This window comes from Deltaproteobacteria bacterium (assembly GCA_029860075.1).
GTDB lineage: Bacteria > Desulfobacterota > JADFVX01 > JADFVX01 > JADFVX01 > JAOUBX01.
In genome coordinates, this window is record JAOUBX010000064.1 from 1 (window position 1) to 20,939 (window position 20,939).

Annotated in this window: 16 protein-coding genes; 9 read left to right on the forward strand and 7 right to left on the reverse strand. The window is 46.5% G+C overall.

Annotation, left to right across the window (positions count from 1 at the left end; genetic code table 11):
* Positions 1-1,582, forward strand: a 1,582-nt coding sequence (locus OEV42_16310; GenBank protein MDH3975837.1) for an ATP-binding protein, incomplete at its 5' end; no start/stop codon positions are given.
* 43 nt (positions 1,583-1,625) lie between these two features.
* Here OEV42_16310 and OEV42_16315 read toward each other — a convergent pair.
* Entirely contained in the window at positions 1,626-2,453 is an 828-nt protein-coding gene (locus tag OEV42_16315; GenBank protein ID MDH3975838.1) for a hypothetical protein, read from the reverse strand.
* Positions 2,454-2,653: 200 nt separating this feature from the next.
* On the opposite strand from OEV42_16315, the gene OEV42_16320 reads away from it, so the two are divergent.
* A complete protein-coding gene (locus OEV42_16320; protein ID MDH3975839.1) occupies positions 2,654-3,073 on the forward strand; it encodes a hypothetical protein in 420 nt (139 codons plus the stop codon).
* An 86-nt stretch (positions 3,074-3,159) separates the two neighbouring features.
* Here OEV42_16320 and OEV42_16325 read toward each other — a convergent pair whose 3' ends face one another.
* Positions 3,160-5,316: a fused MFS/spermidine synthase gene (locus OEV42_16325; GenBank protein MDH3975840.1), complete on the reverse strand. Its 2,157-nt coding sequence runs from the start codon at positions 5,314-5,316 to the stop codon at positions 3,160-3,162.
* Between the two features lie 161 nt (positions 5,317-5,477).
* Here OEV42_16325 and OEV42_16330 point away from each other — a divergent pair, with 161 nt between their 5' ends.
* The 3 genes from OEV42_16330 to miaA are packed head-to-tail and all read left to right on the forward strand — an operon-like array spanning position 5,478 to position 9,582.
* Positions 5,478-6,785: a replication-associated recombination protein A gene (locus OEV42_16330; protein ID MDH3975841.1), complete on the forward strand. Its 1,308-nt coding sequence runs from the start codon at positions 5,478-5,480 to the stop codon at positions 6,783-6,785.
* A 14-nt stretch (positions 6,786-6,799) separates the two neighbouring features.
* Positions 6,800-8,629 (forward strand): DNA mismatch repair endonuclease MutL, encoded by a 1,830-nt coding sequence (gene mutL / locus OEV42_16335; GenBank protein ID MDH3975842.1) that lies wholly within the window; start codon positions 6,800-6,802, stop codon positions 8,627-8,629.
* Positions 8,629-9,582 (forward strand): tRNA (adenosine(37)-N6)-dimethylallyltransferase MiaA, encoded by a 954-nt coding sequence (gene miaA, locus OEV42_16340; GenBank protein MDH3975843.1) that lies wholly within the window; start codon positions 8,629-8,631, stop codon positions 9,580-9,582. Before mutL ends, miaA begins: the two co-directional genes overlap by 1 nt.
* A 181-nt stretch (positions 9,583-9,763) precedes the next feature.
* Here miaA and OEV42_16345 read toward each other — a convergent pair whose 3' ends face one another.
* From OEV42_16345 to gshB, 4 genes are all read right to left on the reverse strand, one after another.
* Positions 9,764-11,335 carry a diguanylate cyclase gene (locus OEV42_16345; GenBank protein MDH3975844.1) on the reverse strand — a complete coding sequence of 524 codons (1,572 nt, stop codon included), beginning with the start codon at positions 11,333-11,335 and terminating at the stop codon, positions 9,764-9,766.
* A gap of 244 nt (positions 11,336-11,579) precedes the next feature.
* Entirely contained in the window at positions 11,580-11,921 is a 342-nt protein-coding gene (locus tag OEV42_16350; protein ID MDH3975845.1) for a PilZ domain-containing protein, read from the reverse strand.
* 195 nt (positions 11,922-12,116) lie between these two features.
* Positions 12,117-12,857 (reverse strand): choice-of-anchor N protein, encoded by a 741-nt coding sequence (locus OEV42_16355; GenBank protein MDH3975846.1) that lies wholly within the window; start codon positions 12,855-12,857, stop codon positions 12,117-12,119.
* 425 nt (positions 12,858-13,282) lie between these two features.
* Positions 13,283-14,224, reverse strand: coding sequence for a glutathione synthase (gshB, locus tag OEV42_16360; protein ID MDH3975847.1), 942 nt, complete (start codon positions 14,222-14,224; stop codon positions 13,283-13,285).
* 96 nt (positions 14,225-14,320) lie between these two features.
* On the opposite strand from gshB, the gene hemW reads away from it, so the two are divergent.
* The gene (hemW, locus tag OEV42_16365; protein ID MDH3975848.1) at positions 14,321-15,487 is read left to right on the forward strand and encodes a radical SAM family heme chaperone HemW; all 1,167 of its coding nucleotides are present in this window, start codon (positions 14,321-14,323) and stop codon (positions 15,485-15,487) included.
* Positions 15,488-15,566: 79 nt separating this feature from the next.
* Positions 15,567-15,914 carry a TIGR02266 family protein gene (locus OEV42_16370; GenBank protein ID MDH3975849.1) on the forward strand — a complete coding sequence of 116 codons (348 nt, stop codon included), beginning with the start codon at positions 15,567-15,569 and terminating at the stop codon, positions 15,912-15,914.
* Here the strand turns inward: OEV42_16370 and OEV42_16375 are convergent.
* Complete coding sequence (locus tag OEV42_16375) at positions 15,911-17,104, reverse strand: M20/M25/M40 family metallo-hydrolase (GenBank protein ID MDH3975850.1); 1,194 nt, start codon at positions 17,102-17,104, stop codon at positions 15,911-15,913. The two genes, OEV42_16370 and OEV42_16375, sit on opposite strands and share 4 nt — an antisense overlap.
* Before the next feature lie 203 nt (positions 17,105-17,307).
* On the opposite strand from OEV42_16375, the gene OEV42_16380 reads away from it, so the two are divergent.
* Both OEV42_16380 and OEV42_16385 read left to right on the forward strand, forming a co-directional pair.
* On the forward strand, positions 17,308-19,191 hold the full coding sequence (locus OEV42_16380; protein ID MDH3975851.1) for an ATP-binding protein: 1,884 nt from the start codon (positions 17,308-17,310) through the stop codon (positions 19,189-19,191).
* Positions 19,192-19,269: 78 nt separating this feature from the next.
* Positions 19,270-20,874: an AAA family ATPase gene (locus tag OEV42_16385; GenBank protein ID MDH3975852.1), complete on the forward strand. Its 1,605-nt coding sequence runs from the start codon at positions 19,270-19,272 to the stop codon at positions 20,872-20,874.
* Positions 20,875-20,939 lie beyond the last annotated feature (65 nt).

Genomic DNA, 20,939 nt, shown 5'->3' on the forward strand with positions numbered 1-20,939 from the left:
GCGTTATTTCAATACTCTCGGGCTGACCGTTCTTATTGGCTGGTATACGGGCGCTGTTATACTTATACAGGTATATCCCGCATTTGTGCCTATGCAGTACAACACGGCGCTTGGCTTTCTTTTGAGCGGTACCGCTATATTGGCATTGCTCCACAGGTATTCACCTGTGGCGATTGCCTGTGGTTCCGTGGTGGCTCTTATAGGAATCCTGACGCTTATCGAATACCTTTTCAATGTCAACCTCCTTATCGATGAATTAATGATGAAACATTATGTAGGGGTGAAAACCTCGCATATGGGGAGAATGGCGCCCAATACAGCCCTCTCTTTCACGCTTGCCGGTTTTGCTGTCATCATTATGGGGGCTTTTTCGCACTATAAGCGATGCGCGCTTATTGTGGCCATTCTTGCAGCGCTCATTCTGGGGCTTGGCATCATTGCTTTTTCAGGCTACCTGACAGGACTTGAAAGCGCCTATGGCTGGGGGCGTTTAACGCGCATGGCTGTTCATACGGCTTTTGGTTTTATGGTCCTGGGCATCAGTTTTTCAATGCTGGCCTGGATGGAGGAGCAGGAGAAAGAGGACAGCTTCCCTTATTGGTTTCCCCTGCCAATCGCTATTACCGTATTGACTTTTTCCATCAGTTTGTGGCAGGCGCTGAATCATGGCCCCGGTGAAAATTTTTCCAAAAAAATGGCCCATCATTTTGTCCTGGTCTTTGGAACGGTTTTGGCCTTTGCTATTGCTCTTACGGTAAATCTTGCCCAGAAAACCCACAGACAAAGATCGGCCATAAAAGAAGCCCATGACGAACTGGAAAAAAGGGTCCGGGAGCGTACGGCAGAACTGGCAGAAGCCAATAAAAACCTGCTCGCTGAAATGGAGGAGCGCAAACGGGCTGAAAAGGAACTGGAGCAAAAGCGTCGCCTTGCCGCCATGGGGGAAATGTCAGCCCATGTTGCCCATGAAATCAGAAATCCCCTCCATAAGGTCAGCCTGAGTTATGAGCTGCTCAAGGATTCCCGATCTATTGAAGGAAGTGACAGAGAAGCGCTCCAGATCATAGGGGAGGAAATCCATAGTCTCATCGCCATAGCAACAGACCTTCTTGATTATGGCAGAGGGAGCGAAATTAAAAAGGAAAAATTTGACTATTGCCCTTTTATGGAAAGCATGGTCAATGAGTTCCAGGAAAAAACAACGAAAGCGGGCATCGGCTTTATTAACAATCTTCCTCAACAGTGCAGCCCCTTAAATGCCGACCGGGTAAAGATTCACCAACTTATCGTTAATATGCTGGACAATGCTATCGAGGCTATGCCTGATGGTGGAACCCTTACACTTGATGTGCATGAAAAGGATGGGAAACTGATTATATCCGTTTCTGATACAGGTCAAGGCATTGCAGCGGAGGATCTGGAAAATATTTTTATGCCCTTTTTTACAACGAAATCGGTGGGGACTGGTCTTGGCATGGCCATATTAAAACAGTTTGTCGATCTTCACGGAGGTCATGTTCAGGTTGACAGTAAGGTTGGTGAAGGCACAACGATAAGGGTCAGCCTGCCTCTTGATTCGTGATTTCCAGACCCTGTAAAAAAACAATCAGGGCCGATGGAAGGTCTCATTGAGCAGTAATGATTTTCAAGGCATGTTTTTTAATGTCATCTCCGGAAAAGACAATATTTTCTGAAAAGGCCTTTATGTTTTTTTCACCGGGAAAAATAAGCAAAAAAAGCCCGTAATAGACAAGCTCGCTCCAGGGCGCCTGAATTTTTTGAAATTCCTTATATCCGCCGTATTCATAGGCGTAGATAATCAAGTAGTTGCAATTAAAACCCGATAAATAATAATCAAAGCTGCTTTTACCAAAATCAAAGGGCTTTTTAAAAGGAACTTTTCTGATATTCCTTATATTTTTTATAAAACCGGTTTTCTGTTCTGCTTCAAGGGCTTTATGAAAATTTATGAAGCTCATGGCCCTTCTTATTATGTCGGGATTATCAGTCAATCGTATAATTTCAATCTTTTCGGCAGGGTAATAGCCCATGGTATTTTCAACGGGCCCCGTAAAAATGGAATGACCTTCCCTCAGGGGAGAAATATTGATTATCTTTCCCTTTCCCAGGTATAACGAAGAATGCTCGGCATTGCCCGGAATTCCTTTGCTGAAAAACTTTAAGGAATACCGGGTATAAAGGCCGTCTTTTTCCGTCCAGGCGACAGGCCGGAAGATGATATCTCCGGCCCTGACATCCTTAAAGGTCTTGTTTCCGTAGACAATATGATCACCCTTATCACCACTGATGATGTAAATACCGCTTGTCTCAAGTGTGCCGCTTTGCAACTCTTTTAAGGTCACATATATTACAAGGTGCCAATAGAGGGAATAGGTAATAAAGAAAAGCAGCAGGCAGAAGGTATGTTTTTTGACAAAACGCGTTTTTTTCATTTCTCACATCATCGGTTTGCTTTTATTAGAAGTCTAGCACCGGCTGTGAGGCGGTTCAAGGGAGGGAAACACACCGGGCAGAGGGGCAAATAGCAGTCCACAGGAAGGCTTTGAGCGGATTGTATGGAAAAAAGATGATTTCTGTAAAGCAATAGCCCTAAAAGTGTGGTATAAAATTAGAAAATCGTCTGGAGGCATAAATGAAAAAAAGCGCTATTGCCGCTATAATTGCCGCCCTCCTTCTGGCGGGGAATTCATCTGTTGTTAAATCGGAGGGAAAAAAGAGCGCATCCCTTTCCCGTGCCGGTGACATTACCTTGATGAAAATAGGGAAGAAGCCAACCATAGGAGTTAATCAATTTATCGGAAAGTGGCTGGCTTCCGACACGGGATCTACCGTGACAATCAAGCCGGGAGGAAGATGGAAGTCCGTTTCCCCTGATGGCGAGTATCATATGTCGGGAAAATGGAAAATAGTAAAAGGGGCTCTCTTCTGGAAGTATCACGGTTATCATGACAGGGTTGAAGAGATCAATATTATCGAAAGTATTAGTAAAGACAGGTTTGTTATCAGAAAACCCGACGGATCGCTTGTCGAGTTTAAACGGATTAAAGACTAGTACCGCTTCAATGTGATAAATCGGGGTTCAGAGCTTCACAAATTGGCCAAGGCAAGGCGCTGTCCGAAGGAAGTGGCCCCGTTTTTTCAGGGACTGCTGCCGGAGGTTCCCCGGAATTTAAGCACATGAAAAAGACTGGCGTAATCGTCAGTCCACCGCAGTGATTGCATGTCCTCACGTAAAAGAAACTTCCCTGTTTTTTTTATCTTCTCATTGTTAAGGATAGATTGATTTGCCGTAATGAGTACCCATGTTGCGGCCCAGGTAGCCTCTTCAATCCTGTCCTGTGAATCAATAAGCACGGCTTCCCAGCCAATGGCCTCTGCAATTGCCCTTGTAACGGGAGCAAGGTCGAAGTTACTGTTGGAAATATGAATAGCCAGAATTCCGTCGTCTCTGAGGCGGTTTCTGTATAGCTCCGCACTTTCCCGGGTAAGGAGGTGAATGGGGATGAAGTCACCGCTGAAGGCGTCGGCCACGAGGATATGAAATTTTTCTTCTTCCCCTCCCACCAGTTCATTTTCAAGGATGATTCTTGCATCACCGGCGATGGTTTTAATTGATGCTGCTGAATCTCTCTGATACCAGAACCACTTCCTGGAGAGCGTAATGACATCATTATTGATCTCATAAAAGCGCACCTTGTCTCCCTTGTTGGCAAGGGCAGCTATGGTGCCTGTTCCAAGCCCTATAACGCCGATGTTAAGCGGCTTTTTCCGCATGCGGCCGGGATGGCTGTTCACTGCCAGCCAGACACCTGTTCCCTTACCATAGTAGGAGGTGGGTGTGCCGCGCCAGGGAGGGTCTTCGTAAGCCGTCCCATGCAGCACTTTGCCGTGGTGCATTTGCCGGACACGGCCTATGTTGTCATCGACAAATTCAGCTACCTTCAAAACGCCGTAAAAGTTGCGGGACAAAGCGGCTGCATCTTCAAGGTCTTTTTCCACGGCCTTTACCAGACTGGTTGCCATAAAGATATTGGCCGGTAAAATAATCCCCCACAGGTAGATTCGGCGACCTTTAAAAAGGGGAGATCTTTGATCGAAGAAGAGTATGCAGACTATGACCAGAGTCATGGACATGAGTATAAAGTGGTATTCCCAGTAAGCGGGAAAGAGAAAAGGCGCCCCAACTGCCACACAGAGGCCACCCAGGGCGCCGCCGCCGGCAATCATCAGAAAAAACAGGGTCAAATATTTTGGAGAGGGCTTTCTTTTGGCAAGTTCACCGTGGCATATCAGGCAGCCTGCAAAGAGGGCTCCCGTATAAAGGACAATCTGCCAGGCCAGCGGAAGGCTCAGTTCCCCTGCCAGGTCTTTTGAAATGATGACACTTAAAATGAGGAGCAGGGGAATACTCCACCAGCGTCTGTATAGATCGCTTCCCTGGAAGACAAGAATGAATGTAAGCAAATATACAGAGAGAAAAAGGACCCATAAAAAGGGGATAACGGCCACATTCTGGGTTACCTGGTTTGTCGTGGAAAGGAGAAAGGTTGAACCACAGGCGGAAAGTACAAGCCACAGGACGGCGCTTCCCGCCGATGGCGGCCTTTCTTCATCAATGGAAGTACAGGATTCTCCGGCCGGTTTGTATCGGTCGTCATCGGCAGGCGCAAGAAGAGTAAAATGCCTCCCTTTCCATATCTGACGGGCACAGAATCCACAGAGAAAAATAAAAAGGCCGTAGGAGAGGGACCAGACAATGGCCTGGGTATATCTGGCCAGCAGCGGCTCGAAAAGAAAAGGATAGGTAATAAGACCGAGCAGCGAACCTGCATTGGAGAGGGCATATAAAGGGTAGGGAGATTTCCCTTTGTGGCCTATTGCAAACCAGGCCTGAAGCAAGGGGCCTGTTGTGGTCAGCATAAAGTAGGGGCCGCCAACGGTAACGGTGAGGAGTCCAAGGATGAGCAGTATGGGGTTATCTCCTCCCTCCGGCTTCCAGCTGTTTGCGGGTATGACAGGGAGGAGGAGGAGGGTAAGAAGGAGCAGGCCTAAGTGAACCATTCCCTGGGCAGGCAGGCTTTTCAGGTTGGCCAGCCAGTGGGCATAGGCATAGCCGCCGAGAAGGAGGAGCTGAAAAAAGAGGAGGCACGTTGTCCATACGGCAGGCGTTCCACCGAACCAGGGGAGGATGTGTTTGCCTATAAGCGGCTGCAGCTGAAAAAGAAGAAAGGCGCTTAAAAAAATAGTCAGGCCATAAAGTGTAATGGATTGGGTGTTTGTTCTGGTGTCCGGCACAGAGATTTGCCTCTATATTGTATTCGATTTTTTTGTATTTTACACCGAAACCGACAACAGGGGGGAGCCTTATTTTGTCTGTCCGGCTTTTTAACTTCTGCTAAAGGGTGATTTGAGTAAAATTAGTTAAGCAACAGATCCATTTATGTTATATTTTATTAATGCCGAAAAAGCGTGATAAAAAGACCTTTCAACCCCTGGCGGAACGGATGAGACCCCTCACCTTTGATGATTTTATGGGCCAGGAAGATATTACCGGCGAAAAGCTCCCCCTCAGGTCTTCCATGGAAAAAGGAGCGCTCCCCTCTGTTATTTTGTGGGGGCCGCCGGGGTCGGGAAAGACGACCCTTGCCCGGCTTATTGCCGGTAAAATGTCGGCCAACTTCGAGTCCATTTCAGCCGTTTTGTCCGGCGTCAGGGACGTGCGGGCCATTATGGAGAAGGCTGCCCGGTTAAAGGCCGGAGGGACGGAGACCATTCTTTTTGTCGATGAGGTTCACCGTTTTAACAAGGCCCAGCAGGATGCCTTCCTCCATCATATTGAAGACGGTACCATTACCTTTATCGGCGCTACCACGGAAAACCCCTCCTTTGAAGTCGTTCCTCCCCTTTTGTCCCGGTGCAAGGTCCTTGTTTTGAGGGAGCATTCACAGGAGGGCCTCATTTCCATATTGAAAAGAGCGCTCAAAGACAGGAAAAGGGGGCTCGGAGAGTATCCGGTGGAGATGGATGACGACGTTCTTGGTTTTGTTGCCGCCATGTCTCATGGCGATGCGCGAACGGCCCTTAATTCACTGGAGGAACTTGTAAATTACAAGCTTGAGGGGGATGAAGCGGTTAGTATTACCATGAGTGATGCCGAAGAGGTGGTGAGAAAGAAGGCGCTTCTCTATGATAAAGGGGGTGAAGAACATTACAATGTGATTTCAGCCTTTATAAAAAGCATGAGGGGCAGTGACCCCGATGGGGCGGTTTACTGGCTTGCCAGGATGCTTGAAGCGGGAGAAGACCCCCTTTTTGTGGCCAGAAGGATGGTTATCTTTGCTTCAGAAGATGTGGGAAATGCAGATCCGCGGGCAATTACCGTTGCCCTGGCGGCAAAGGACGCCTTTCACTTTGTGGGCATGCCCGAAGGGTGGATACCCCTGGCCCAGGCGGCAACTTATCTTGCCACTGCGCCTAAAAGCAATGCCTCCTACATGGCCTACAGGGAAGCCAAAAAGGACGTAAAGAACCTGGGCGCCCTCCCTGTACCGCTTCATATAAGAAATGCGCCGACAAAGCTCATGAAGGGAATGGGCTACGGCAAGGGGTACATGTATCCCCATGACTACAGCGACGCAGTTGTTAACCAGCAGTTTCTTCCGGAGAAGCTCAAAAAGAAGCGCTATTACCGGCCAAAAGATAGCGGCTACGAAAAGCGGATCATGGAGAGGATGGATTTTATTAAAGGAAAAAAGGGGAAATAAACAAGGAATAAGCTATGCAGAAGATAAAAATCCTTTCGGAAAATCTCTCCAATATGATTGCCGCCGGCGAGGTAGTGGAGAGGCCCGTATCTATTGTAAAGGAACTGGTGGAAAACGCCATCGATGCAGGAAGCTCGAAGATTGAAATCAGCCTTAGAGAAGGGGGGAAGCGGTACATAAGAATTGCCGATAACGGCCGGGGAATGGGCAGGGATGACGCCCTTCTCTGTCTTGAACGGCATGCCACCAGCAAGATCGAATCGCCGGAAGACCTCTTTAATATTACTACCATGGGATTCAGGGGAGAAGCACTGGCAAGTATTTCTTCCGTTTCAAAAATGGTGATCTCAACAAAGGAAAAAGAGGCCATTGAGGGGACCTCCATCATTATCGAGGGAGGGACCGTAAAAGATGTTACTGCGGCAGGGATCCCGTCAGGAACCATTATAGAGGTTAAAAACCTCTTTTTCAATACGCCGGCAAGAAGGAAATTCCTCAAGACGACCGTTACCGAAATGGGGCATATCAGCGATTTTGTGGCAAGGACGGCCCTTGCCTTTCCATCCATCGGTTTTTCCCTTAGAAGCGAAAAGGCGACCCACTTTGAACTCCCCCGCGGGGCGGTTCTCGAAGAGAGAATAGCGGCTCTCATCGGCAAAGAGGGAGCGGGAAACCTTATTGAAATTAATGAAGAGTCGGCAGAGCTCAGGCTTTCGGGCTTTATTTCTCCCCCTTCAATGCAAAGATCGAGCGCCTCCGGCCTTTATATCTACGTTAACGGCCGTTTTGTGAGAGACAAGGTTATCAGGCATGCTCTTCTTCAGGGTTACGGCAATTATATTATGCGGGGTAAATATCCCCTTGCCGTTATCTTTCTTGAAATTGATCCGGCTAACGTTGATGTCAATGTTCATCCGGCCAAAAGTGAGGTTCGTTTCAGGGAGTCGGGCGCCGTTCATTCCTTTGTAAGCAGTACCATTGATAAGGCGCTGGGAAGGCGGCAGTGGCTTCCTGCTTCAGGGGAGAGCGATAGCGGTTTCTCCGGCGAAGAGAGAAGAGAAAATATAAAAAGAGCGGCTGCCGAATATGTTTCACAAAATGAGACGCTTCAGCTCAAGGGAGGGTACGTTGCCAGAGAGGAATTCCACCGCCGCCGGGGCAATCCGGTTATTGCCGGCCATGGGGAGAAGTTCCCGGGAGCCCTTTATGAAGAAGAGCTTCCCTCCGGGGAAGCAGTGTTAGCAAAAGAGGAGAAAAGCAGCTATTTCTCTTCCCTTGCCGTTATCGGACAGGTGGGGGAAATGTATATTGTCTGCGAAGGAGAAAAGGGGATGATTCTCATCGACCAGCATGCCGCCTGTGAGAGAATCGCCTTTGAAGAACTAAAGCGTGGTTATGACAAGAAAAACTACAAGATCCAGCAACTCCTCATTCCTGAAACAATCGATTTGACGCCCCGCGAGGCTTCGGCCCTTGAAAACAACAGGAATCAGGTAGCCAGACTCGGCTTTCATATTGAAAACTTCGGTGGAAGAAGTTTTGTTGTAAAGGCCATTCCATCCATTCTCGGCAGCAAAAGTGTGAAGGAGATAGTTACTGATATGGCTTCCGAACTGTCGGAACTTCCCAAGTCGAAGTGTTTTGAGGCGGCCCTTGAAGATATCATAAAGAGAATCGCCTGCCACTCTGTCGTCAGGGGAAAAAGAAGAATGACCCATGAAGAGATGAGGGCCCTTCTTAAATCGATGGATGAATCAGGTATTGTTCCCCATTGTCCCCATGGAAGACCCGCCCACATCGATTTCACCCTGCCGGAAATTGAAAAGCGGTTTGAACGGACCTGATGAACCGCCCGGCATTGATCTGCATCGTCGGCCCTACGGCGTCCGGTAAAAGCGCTGTCGCCGTTGAACTTGCAAAAAGTCTCGACGCTGAAGTGGTGAGCGCCGATTCAATGCAGGTTTACCGTTATCTGGACATTGGAACGGCCAAGCCTTCTCCCCCCGAGATGAAGCATGTCCCCCATCATATGATAGATGCAGTCAATCCCGATGAGGATTTCACGGTTTCCGATTACAGGGAGATGGCCGCCGGGATTATAGATGATATTCATAAAAGAGGGAAAAGGGTCATTATCGCGGGAGGCACAGGTTTGTATGTGCGGGCCCTGATTAAAGGGCTTGTTGATACGCCCGAAGCCGATAAAAGGCTGAGAGAAGAATTAGAAGAAGCAGCAGAAAAAAAAGGCCCCTTATCCCTTTACAGGAAACTGGAGGAAATCGATGCCGAGGCGGCTCGTGGGATACACCCAAATAACCGGGTCCGTGTCATCAGGGCATTGGAAGTGGCAATGTTGTCGGGGCGAAAGATCTCCGATTTTCAGCGTTCTCATCGATTTAGCGAAAAAGCCTACCCTTTCCTTATGCTGGGAATTGATGTTGAAAGGGACGAACTCTACAGGCGGATCGAAAGCCGGGTTGAAACCATGGTTGAAAATGGTTTTGAAAGGGAGGTGAGGAGACTTCTCGACAGGGGGTATTCACGAGACTTAAAACCGATGCGGGCCGTGGGATACAAGGAGATGTGCGCTCATATTATTGATGGCGTTCCCTTTGAAAGGACTGTTGAGCTTATAAAGCGGGATTCGAGGCGTTATGCCAAAAGGCAGCTTACCTGGTTCAGGAAAGAAGAGGTGCAGTGGCTGAAAAGAGAAGCCTTCGCCGCGGAAGAATTAAGAGAAAGGCTTTTATCTTTTGTAATGCATCCTGAAGAATGGAGGGAATCTCTGCTAATATAGAGGGACTCCATGCCCGGTGAAAGGAGGAGTTGTCAGGTTCTGTTCTTTTGGGCAAAGCGGGAAATCTTTGTCTCCCGTCAAGTTGGCGCACTAAAAAAATTCTAAAATTATTTCTTCTGCCTCCTTCACTTTGAACTGCGCCCTGCCTTGACCGATTTGTGAAGCTCTTAATCCCGGTTTATTACTTTGAAGGCGTACCGGATGAGACAACACAGTTTCTTCCCGAGCCCTTTGCTTTATAAAGGTATTTGTCGGCTTTTTCAAGCAGTTCCATCGTCGAATTTCCATCTATGGGAAATGTTGCAACGCCTGCACTAAGTGTTATCTTCCGGTTGGGGAAGCTATGTGCCGCAACCTTTGCAAGGAGTTTTCTGGCATAGTTTGTCGTTTCTTCCACGCCAAGTTCAGGCACGATAATACAGAATTCTTCTCCTCCAAACCTTCCTGCCACGTCTGTTACCCTCGAGTTTTGTCTGAAGAGGGAGGCTACGCCTTTAAGCACCTTGTTTCCTTCCAGGTGGCCAAAGCTGTCATTGTAAGGTTTGAATTTGTCGATATCGAGCATGATGACCGAAAAGTTTGTATTGTGCCTGTTGGCTCTCTGGAATTCTTTCTGGAACTGCTCCATAATGTAACGATGATTGTAGAGCCCCGTCAAACCGTCGACAATGGTGAGCATCCTCATATCTTCAATTGATTTGACGCGTTCTATGGTAAGGCCCGCGTAGACGGATATAATGGAAAAGATAGAAATATCTTCTTCCATTATCTGACGAGTCCTGAAATCATTGAGGTAAAGGATACCTATAATTCTCCCTTCAACCATGAGGGGGGCTGCAAGGACGGACCTGACACCTTCTTTTACGAGAAGCGGGTTCAGGTTGTTAAGTCTGTCTACGTCGTTCATAAAGATGGGGCCTGACGCATTGAATACGCGGCTCGTCAATCCTCCCTTGCGAAGCGACCATTCATCCACTTTTTTGAACTGATCACTGAATCCCTTGGCCGCAATGAGCCTCATGGTCTCCCTTTTTTCATCGAATACAGCCATGGAGCCTGCCGGCATGTTAAGAAGCTTTGTCGCATAATCAACAACGGCATATCCGGCGTCTTTCATACTGTCAATACTTTCTATAATAAGGCCCAGGTGGTACAGCGCTTCATGTTCGCGAAGCACTTTTTCCTTCTCGCGCTCACGCTTGCGCCTTTCATCGGTGAGCTGCCACATGAGCATGGCGGAAAGGCCACCCATAAGCTCCGTTTTTGGATGTTTAAGGGCGAGAATATCAGCTTCAACCTTATTCGACTTTGTAAGGTCTATTATGACGTCGAGTTTTTTTGATATAAGTTTTTTATAATCGCTAAAAATGGGTATGTTGGCCATGTTGGCAATGGCCAGGCCCGGTGCGGATTTGCTTTTCTCTGCAACACCGACGATGGTAATGGCAGGATTGTCTTTCAACACTTCAAGAACTGCAGCGCCGCCAACGCCGCAACCGATGATACCTACAAAAATAGTCGAGGTTGACTCTTCCTCATCGGGAGGGCTTGTGTTGAGGAGGCCAAGTCCGATTGCCTGGCTAACGGCCTGGGTGCGGGTTGAAACATCAAGTTTTCTCATCACATTAGACATATGATACTTGACGGTCCATTGGGATTTGCCGATTATGGTTCCAATTTCATTATTACTTTTTCCTTCTTTTACCCAGTGCAATATTTCAACTTCGGATTTTGAAAGGTCCGGATTATCCATTCGGGTAGCGCTCCCTTCCCGTTATTTAAATTCCGCGGGGATTGTTTTTTTGTTCTTTGATTTTCTTTTAGATAGCAGACATGGGGTTGTTTGACGATTTTCCCCATGAGAAATCTACTACTAATGCAGTATTAAGTCTACTACCCAATCGGGCAGTGGCTGCATTGGCAGTCCCCTGTATGTGCCGGGTAGGAATTAAGAGATTTTTAAATAATTAAAGCAGGCGAATAAGGAATTTTACCCTTTATTCTCTTTTGTTGAGGTCGGAAAGCATGTTCTTGTCTTCCTTGTTAATACCTTCTATTTCGAAGCCGGCTGTAATGTGCTCCGGGTTTAAATGCTGTTTGTACCATTTTGCCTTTCCCCGGCAGTGGATGGTTTCCTGATCATCCTTTCTCTTTTCTTCAGGAAGGGAGATTTCAAAGCTGTAGGTTTCACCAATGACGACTTTCTCTTTCATGACTACCTTCAGCCCTTTTATGGATACATCGACGAGCCGCCCTGTAAAATCTTTTCCCGATGCCGATTTTATCCTGGTGAAGTAGATCAGATGTTTTCTGGGGGACCTGTCTACCTTGTTTATCATGAGTGTACCCCTTTCTCTCGATATGAGGAGTAAAAATAGAGGTTTTGACTTTTGGAATATTAAGTAAAATATATTATCAGCTACGGGTAATGTCAAATTAAATAAGGAAATACCGGCAGTTTTTAAGGCGGGGATAAAAAGACTGTTTTTTAGGAGAGATAAAAAAGGCGATGCCCGCGGGCATCGCCTATAATGTTAAATGGAGTAAGAATATTTTTTGCGCCTTATAAAGCAGGCCAGAAGCAACAAGCCTGAGCCAAGGAGGAGAAATGTTGACGGTTCGGGAATCGTTGCCGCTGCATCATGAGAAAAGGGGGCAAAGTACTCAATATTGCCGTCTGCATCTTTCGTGTAGAGATCAAAATGATAAGAAGCAACCTCCTCTGACACCAGGAAAGACCAAACATCTGTCAGGTCGATGGAGAATTCATGAATGAAGCCGTCAAAGTTTGTAGCGGATCCATCCTGGGTATTCCATAAACATTCCGTACAGAAATCAGCTGTAGAGAAAGTAAATTCAACTTCTGTGTAGAGTGTTTGGAAAATTCCGTGGCTCTTCTGGTTCTTGTCGCCAAAAGCATTCCCATAGGCCCAACCTGTCAGCGCCACCCCATCCACAGCGCCACCGGCATAAGTCATATTGCTTGTTCCCTTTGGATCTGCTTCAACAGCGATAGAAAGATAGGCTGTTTGTCCTGCCGTTATGTACTTGTTGCCGTTTATTTCATCGCTCACATCGGTTACGCCTCTGGCCAGCGCCTGCAATGTAAAAAGCGGACTGTAGACCAGGGTCGACTCTTCTTCTCCACCTACATAAGTGCCACCATCAATGTCCAGTTGAAGCAGAGGTAATGCATTTGCCTCAGACCACTGAATAATGCTAAAAAGTGATACGAAAATAAATGATAATAACCGGAGTTTCTTTGCTCTTTCCATGATTTTATGCCACCTCCTTCTTTAATTGTTCCCTGTGGTTTCTCTTGATTTATAAGAATAGCAATTATAATGCCACTAAACATTAGTCTTCTAATATGTTGATTTGTAACGGTTTTTTCAAAGAAAAATTATTGCAGGCAGTTATGCCATGGCCCTTGTAAAAAAAAATGACACAACGTGGGAGTTTTTAAAGAATTAGAGCCTGAATTGAGTTGATTCGGTAATTATGACGCTTGAATAGCCTTTTCCCCCCTTATTTTTGTAAAATAAGCTGACTATTTTGGCGTTGCAAAAGCAACTATTGTGGGGCGCATTCTGCGTTTCCCCTGTGGAGTATTTTTGTCGCAGCATTGAGGAAATGGGAGATTTTAAGCCGGAAAGCGCTCTGTTGAACTATAAATTCATGTCCGCCGCCCTTTTCGGGGTTAATCTTTTTTTACGGCAGCCTCTACATAGTCAATGATGCTTTTTTCCAGCTTTACATTATTCAGGCTGTTGATTTCAACAAGGCAGGTAGGGCTTGTTACGTTAATTTCCGTAATCCAGTCACCTATTACATCGAGACCGACGAAATGAAGGCCGTCTTCTTTCAGTTTTGGAGCAATCGTGTGGCAGAGTTCATGGTCTCGTTCCGTAATTTCACATTTCCACCCTGTTCCACCGATATGGATATTTCCCCTGTGTTCGTCATCCTGGGGGACGCGGCTAACAGCGCCCACCGGTTCGCCGTCAAGGAGAATAATCCTTTTATCTCCATCCCTGATTTCAGGGATATATCTTTGGGCCATAATGAATTCCTTTCCGAACCGGGTCGATGTCTCAAGAAGGGCGTTAATGTTTTTATCCTTGCTGTGGATATAAAATATTCCTTCCCCGCCGCATTTGCCCAGCGGCTTTATTATCATCTCTCCCCCGATTTCATGGAGAAACTTCTTAATCCTGCGGGAATCCTTGGATACGATTGTTTCAGGTATGGCGTCGGGGAAATTCATGGCGTAGAGCTTTTCGTTTGCACTCCTTATCCCCCTGGGATCATTGATAATGAAGGTATGTTCCCGGGCAAGTTCCAGCAGGTAGGTAGCATAGACGTAATCCATATCAAAGGGTGGGTCTTTGCGCATAAAAATGGCGTCCAGGTCTTTAAGTAAAGCCTCTTCGCTTTCTCCCAGGCAGAAAATATCTTCACAGTCGGCGAATTCAACTTCTCTCATCACCGCAGCGGGGAGCGCCTTTTCAATGAAGAGATCTTCAACGAGGCAGTAATAAATTTTATGCCCCCTTTCGATAGATTCACGCATCATAAGCAGTGTTGAGTCTGTTTCTCTGTTTATAGACTCTCTGGGGTCCATAATAAATAAAAATTTCAAATCCGATCTCCCTTTAAGCTGTTCTTTCTTTTGAATCAAAAGTTTCTGGAGAGTATAATAGAGGGATAGAAAAAAGGGTAAAGAAAAGTTATGTCCATGTCAAAAAAAAGTGAAAGTGATTTAGGTTTATATATACACATACCCTATTGTATAAAAAAATGTCCCTATTGTGCCTTTAATTCCTTTCCCAGGGGTTACGTTAACGCCGGATACGTCGATTCACTTATTAAGGAATCCCGCTGGGCAGGTGATCTTTTAAATATTGCAGGCAGGCCGCTTGAAAGTCTCTACCTTGGTGGCGGCACACCCTCTCTTCTTGATCCCCTTTCTATGGAAAAGCTCATAAACAGTATCTTCTCATCCTATGGCCGGGCAAGGCATTGCGAGGTTACCCTGGAAGTCAATCCCGCAACGAATGGCGGGGAAAAATTGAAAGCCTTTCGCTCTGCCGGCATAAACCGCCTGAGCATGGGCGTGCAGAGTTTTAATGATGACAATCTGAAATTTCTCGGCAGGCTTCATGATGCCGGAGAGAGTGAAAAGGCTTTTTCCGATGCAAGAGGAGCAGGTTTTGACAACATCAGTATGGATATAATCTTTGCTCTCCCCGGGCAGGATGGGAAAGGGCTGCTGAAAGAACTTGAAAAGGCGGCATACCTCGGTCCTGAACATATTTCACTTTACCTGCTGACCATGGAAGAGGAAACCCCTATGAATGAAAGGGCCCGAAAGAGAGAATTTTTCCCTGCTCCCGACCATGTGCAGGAGGAACTCTTTCTTCTTGCGGCGGACTATCTTGCCGGCAGGGGCTACAGCCGCTATGAAACCTCGAATTATGCCAGGGAGGGATACCGGTCAAGGCATAATATGCGTTACTGGCAGGGTGGCGATTATATCGGTTTGGGCGCCGGCGCCCATTCCTATCTGTCCGAACCGGGCTGGGGGATACGCTGGTGGAACCTGAGAGATGCCGGAGAGTACGAAACGCGCATAAAAGAGGGTCTCATGCCTCTTGAATCGCTGGAGATACTCAGCAGAGAAGAGGCGGTAAGAGAAACGGTATTTACGGCCTTGAGAACAGGCGAGGGTTTGAAAGAAGGTTTTCTCAGGGAACGATTCGGCCTTTCTCTCTATGAAGTGGTTTCAGAGGATAAGCTTCTCCATATTCCTTATGAACTCTATCAGGCAGAGGGCGGGAATCTCTCTCTTACAGACCGGGGAGCGCTGCTGGCTGATGATATTGCGGAGCGCATATCTTTGTAGTGGAGAAACTTTCTTTGCAAAATTTCTTCTCTTTTGATATGAATATGTTCTCAATTCTATTTATGGAGAAACAAACCCTATGAGCCAGGCTTTTCCCGCAGTGAGAAAATCGGAACGACTTCCTATTACACTGGAAGTAAATTTCAAGACGGAACTGGAGTTTTTAAACTCCAAGACGAGAAATATCAGTGCCGGCGGAATGTTTATCCGCACCTTTTACCCCCTGCCCGAAGGGACGGAACTTAATGTTCGTTTCAGTATCCCCGAGATTGAGGTGGATTTTTCGGTAGTTGCAAAAGTTGTCTGGTCCGCCGTCGTCAGGGAAAGTGAAGATGAATCCGGCATGGGGATTAATTTTCTGAATATGAGTGAAGAAAAGTCGGAAATCCTTAAGAATTATATCGAGAAAAAATTAGGAATGATTTAACTCCGGCAATTTTCTTTTACAATTTCAAGCAGATACCTTGCCGCCTTTTCCATATCTTCAATCCTGATCCTTTCCTCATTGCTATGGACTTTATCCATGCCCGTGCCTATAATAGCGACATCGATTCCCCTGCTGTTAAAAATATTGGCGTCACTTCCCCCGCCGCCGACCCGCAAATTGACCTTTTCCCCGAGATTGGCCGCACTTTTTTCAGCGAGCGCTATGGGCCTGCATTTCCTGTCCAGCTTCATGAGGGGGTAGTCATTACTGATCTCCACTTCAAGGTCTGCTTTTAAGGGTGAAGCCGATAGAGAGTTCATCTGAACAAGGGTCTTCCTGATGCAATCCACCATGTGGTCCGTCTGGGTTTTCAGCTTGTCGGCATTGCGGCTCCTGGCTTCACCTTCTATTATTGTTACACCGGGGACAATATTTGTGGCGCTGCCACCTCTAATGGTTCCAATGTTGGCTGTTGTCTCTTCGTCTATTCTTCCCAGTTTCATTTTGGAAATGGCCCTGCTTGCAATTTCGATGGCGCTTATACCATTTTCAGGAGCCAGGCCTGCATGAGATTCGATGCCGCGAATAATGAATTTGATATGGTTGGCCGCCGGCGCCGCATAAATGACTGAACAGCTGTCTGTTGAATCGAGGGCATAGCCGAAAGAGGTTTCCAGCTCAGAGGTATTAAAGGCCTTGGCTCCAAGAAGGCCGATTTCTTCACATACGGTAAAAAGAATATGGAGGTCGCCAAAGGGAAGTTTCTTTTCCAAAAGAGTTCTTACTGCCTCGATGATGATGACGACACCCGATTTGTCATCGGAGCCCAATATGGTATCCCCTGACGAGTAGATTACGCCGTCCCTGATAAGAGGTTTTACTCCCCTGCCCGGTGATACCGTATCGATGTGGGCATTCAAAAGAAGCGGAGGGGCCTTGTCGGTATTTCCCTTTATTTTGGCCAGGAGATTTCCTGCGTTTCCCCCCGTTTTTTCAGCTGCCCCGTCTTCCCTGACCTGAGCGCCCAGTTCTGTTAAAACCGACTTAAGGTAGTCGACGATTTTTCTTTCATCTTTTGAAGGGCTGTCAATGGTAACGAGACGAATAAATTCATCAATGAGCCTTTCCCTGTTGATCATATGGAGTGTCCTTGTATTGCTTTGTTTATAGTAGCTGAGCGAATGGTACATAGAAATGTTATATCTTGCAAGTTGAATCGTAAAATATCACTTTTAAATCGGAAAGGATAAAGGGATTGCCCTTTTTCGGTTAACGGCATAAAAGGCCGGGAATTGCCTTGCTTTATCCCTTCAGGCTATTTGCCTTGCCGCCCTATTTCTCTTTTGATATTCTTGAATGATTCTGTTCCTTTTTCTTTTTTTACCGGTGATTTATGAAATTACGAATAAAAACGAAAATACTGGTCATCATGCTGGTCGTTGCCTTTATTCCCGGACTTGTCGGTATTTCATCGACCTATCTCAAAGGCTCACGGGTTTTCAAGCGTTCCATGGGACTTAAGTTCATGGAAATATCCCGCCATATGTCGTTGGCATTGAAGCTGCGAATAGAGAATGAGGGTTCGGAAGCGGAGCTTCTTGCCGCCAATCCCGCTATCAGGGAATTTATTGAAAGCGGGCGGAATAATGAAGTGGTGAGCGGTCTTCTCGCCATTGAAAATAAAGAAGAGGGCCATCTCTTTACGGGTTTGTTTGACGTCGCCGGCAAGGGACTTGTCAATGGCGGGAAGGATGACTTCCTGAAAAATCTCGACCCCCGCACAATTTCACAACTGGATGCTTCTCCTGAGCCTTTTTTTCTGGGAGCGCCTTTCAGGAGAGGCGAAAAGGGTTTTTATGTGTTGCCTGTTTATGCGGCCATAAGAAGTAACGACGGAAAGGATTTAACAGGAGCGCTTGCCATATTTATAGAGATTAACGCTGCATTTTTCGGAAAAAACTTTCTCTCCTCCGGAGAATCAGGACGTGTAAATGTGGTCGGCCCGGATGGGACGGTCCTTTATGATCCCCGGGATTCAAAAATCGGCGGTAAGCTATCCCCCGGCATAGTGGAAAAGGTAAGAGATGATGACGAAGCATGGTTTATCGAAACAGACGATGAGGGGATAGAGTCGGTTATGGCTACTTCTCCCCCCATTTACCGCTTCCATAAAATCATGCTCCGTCATGAGTCCGGCAATAAGCCCGATGACAAGTTTGACAAATTGTATGTCCTGCTTACCCAGCCTGTTGATGAAGCCTTTATCGAACCGATCAGGGAGGTCTTGCTCGGCGCTGCCATCCCCGGATTTCTCTTTGCCTCACTGCTTATTCTGGCAATCTACATGACGCTTAAGCGAATCGTAAGTCCCATAGCTGCCCTTAAAGAGGGCGTCTCCCTTATCGCCGCCGGAAATCTGGACCATAGTATAAACATAAAAAGCGGCGATGAGATAGAAGACCTGGCCCATGAATTCAACAATATGAGCCGGGAGTTGAAAAGCCTTTATACTGATCTTGAAAACAAGGTAAGGCGGAGAACCCTCGATCTTGAGATATCGAACAGGGAACTTGAGAAAGCAAACAGGCTTAAATCGGAGTTTCTGGCCAACATGTCCCATGAACTCAGGACTCCTCTCAATTCGATTATCGGTTTTTCGGAAGTGCTTATTGACGGTCTTTATGGGGAAATAAATAAGAAACAGGAGAAATATCTTAATAATATTTTAATCAGCGGTAAACACCTCCTGGAACTTATCAATACCATTCTCGATCTTTCAAAGATAGAGGCGGGACAGATGAAACTCGTTTATGAAGCCTTTGATCTCAGGGAAATTGTTGAAGCGGTGGAAAGTGTCATGCGCCAACAGGCGGAGACGAAAAATATCCATCTCGGTCTGGCTATTGATGAAGGAGCCAGTCTAATTATGGCCGACAGGCTTAAATTCAAGCAAATCCTCTACAACCTCCTGGGCAATGCCGTCAAGTTTACGCCCAGGGGAGGCAAGGTATCATTGACGGTAAAGCGGGAAAAGGATAGTATCCTCATATCGGTAAGTGATTCCGGGCCCGGAATCAGGGAGGGAGAAGCCGATCTTATTTTCGAGGCCTTCCGCCAGTCCGATGGTTCCCATAGGAGGGATTTTCAGGGAACGGGGTTGGGGCTTACCCTGTCAAAAAAGTTTGTAGAGCTTCATGGGGGAAAAATATCCCTGACAAGCGAGGAAGGAAAGGGGAGTACTTTTACCTTTACCATACCTGTGAAAATAACGGGCTAGCGTGATCAGCTTAAAATGACGGGCCATGCTTCATTTTTATAAAGATTAAAGGCAACAGAAAAAGATAAAGGAGTTTGAATGTATTTACCACCCATGATTACCGATCTTATGGCAGCGGCAGAACAGGAAAATTCAGCAGCCTCCATTGAACTGGTTCAAACTCATATCTCATTTGTCATTATAGGTGACCGGACTGTGTACAAGATAAAAAAACCCGTTGATTTCGGCTTTCTCGATTTTTCAACACTTGAAAAGAGGGCCTTTTATTGCAAGCAGGAACTTGATCTTAACAGGCGGCTGTCACCGCAGATCTACCTCGATGTGGTGGAGGTTAAAAAGAGGGAGGGAAAGCATTTTTTTGGTGGTCCCGGTGAGACAGTCGATTATGCCGTCAAAATGAAAAGAATCCCTGAAGAGCGGATGATGCTTAATTTACTTAAGGAGGGAGTGATAGACAGGGGGGTAATTGCGCTTGTGGCAAAAGTAATCGCCCGTTTTCACAGCCAGGCGGCGCATAATGAAAATATTGCCGAATTTGGCGATCCCCGGATGATTGCCCGGAATATGGAGGAAAACTTTTCTCAGACCCGCAAATACATAGGCCGGTCCTTGTCGCAGAAGCAGTACGATAGCATTGTAAAATACACAGAAGGCTTTATGGCGAAAAAAAAGGACCTCTTTCTGAAAAGAATGGCAGAAGGGAAGATCAGGGATTGCCACGGCGATATCCATATGGAGCACGTCTGCATTACGAACCGGGTTTATATCTATGATTGCATCGAGTTTAATGACAGGTTCCGCTATTCCGACGTGGCTGCCGATATCGCCTTTCTAGCCATGGACCTCGATTATCATCATCGCAGCGATCTGTCTAAAGAACTGGTAGCGTGCTATATTGCGGCCTCCGGTGATGAAGAGATAAGGCCGCTTATCAATTTTTATAAGTGCTACAGGGCTTATGTGCGTGGCAAGGTGGACAGTTTTGAACTCGATGATTCGTCTCTTCATGAAGAAGAGCTTGAAGCCGCCCGGAAAATGGCGGAAAGTTATTTTGAGCTTGCCGGTCGTTATGCTTCAAAGGGACTGAAGGGAGAGATACTTATTATTACCTGCGGCCTTATGGGAGTGGGAAAGAGTACCATAGCAGCGGCTATTGCTGAAAAAAAGGGTTTTCAGGTTTTGCGGTCTGATGAGATCCGGAAAGAAATAGCGGGAATAGCCGGAGAAGAGCGTCGCCATGAAACATTTGGTGAAGGAATCTATAGTGAAGATTATTTTAACAAAACTTATGAAGCGCTTTTTAAAAAAGCAAAAAGGCTGCTTGAAAAGGGTGAAGGGGTAATCCTCGATGCCTCGTTTAAAAAGTCCCCATACCGTCTCCAGGCATTGGAATTGGCGAACGGGCTGGATATCCCCTTTCTTCTCGTGGAATGTATCTGCCGTGATGAAGAGGTTAAAAGGAGGCTTGAGGAAAGAGTGAGTGAAGGGAGTGATATTTCCGACGGCAGATGGGAAATTTATGAAAAGCAGAAAAAAACCTTTGAAAGGATAAAAGAGATTCCCGCAAGCGAGCATATTATTATCGATACGGAAGAAGAGCTGGAGCGAAATATTAAGAATGTGCTCTTTAATATTGAAAAAAAATGCGATGAATATGATCGTCGACACCTCATTTACATTTGAAAAATCTTTGTTATACTTTTTATTGAAATGAATATTTAAGCTCATACCTTTAAATAGAGATTTCT

Coding starts and splice junctions, on each gene's coding strand:
- mutL (MDH3975842.1), top strand. CDS start 6,800: ATGCAGAAGATAAAAATCCTTTCGGAAAATCTCTCCAATATGATTGCC.
- OEV42_16380 (MDH3975851.1), top strand. CDS start 17,308: ATGAAATTACGAATAAAAACGAAAATACTGGTCATCATGCTGGTCGTT.
- miaA (MDH3975843.1), top strand. CDS start 8,629: ATGAACCGCCCGGCATTGATCTGCATCGTCGGCCCTACGGCGTCCGGT.
- hemW (MDH3975848.1), top strand. CDS start 14,321: ATGTCAAAAAAAAGTGAAAGTGATTTAGGTTTATATATACACATACCC.
- OEV42_16385 (MDH3975852.1), top strand. CDS start 19,270: ATGTATTTACCACCCATGATTACCGATCTTATGGCAGCGGCAGAACAG.
- OEV42_16315 (MDH3975838.1), bottom strand. CDS start 2,453: ATGAAAAAAACGCGTTTTGTCAAAAAACATACCTTCTGCCTGCTGCTT.
- OEV42_16350 (MDH3975845.1), bottom strand. CDS start 11,921: ATGATAAACAAGGTAGACAGGTCCCCCAGAAAACATCTGATCTACTTC.
- OEV42_16370 (MDH3975849.1), top strand. CDS start 15,567: ATGAGCCAGGCTTTTCCCGCAGTGAGAAAATCGGAACGACTTCCTATT.
- OEV42_16320 (MDH3975839.1), top strand. CDS start 2,654: ATGAAAAAAAGCGCTATTGCCGCTATAATTGCCGCCCTCCTTCTGGCG.
- OEV42_16355 (MDH3975846.1), bottom strand. CDS start 12,857: ATGGAAAGAGCAAAGAAACTCCGGTTATTATCATTTATTTTCGTATCA.
- OEV42_16330 (MDH3975841.1), top strand. CDS start 5,478: ATGCCGAAAAAGCGTGATAAAAAGACCTTTCAACCCCTGGCGGAACGG.
- OEV42_16375 (MDH3975850.1), bottom strand. CDS start 17,104: ATGTACCATTCGCTCAGCTACTATAAACAAAGCAATACAAGGACACTC.
- OEV42_16345 (MDH3975844.1), bottom strand. CDS start 11,335: ATGGATAATCCGGACCTTTCAAAATCCGAAGTTGAAATATTGCACTGG.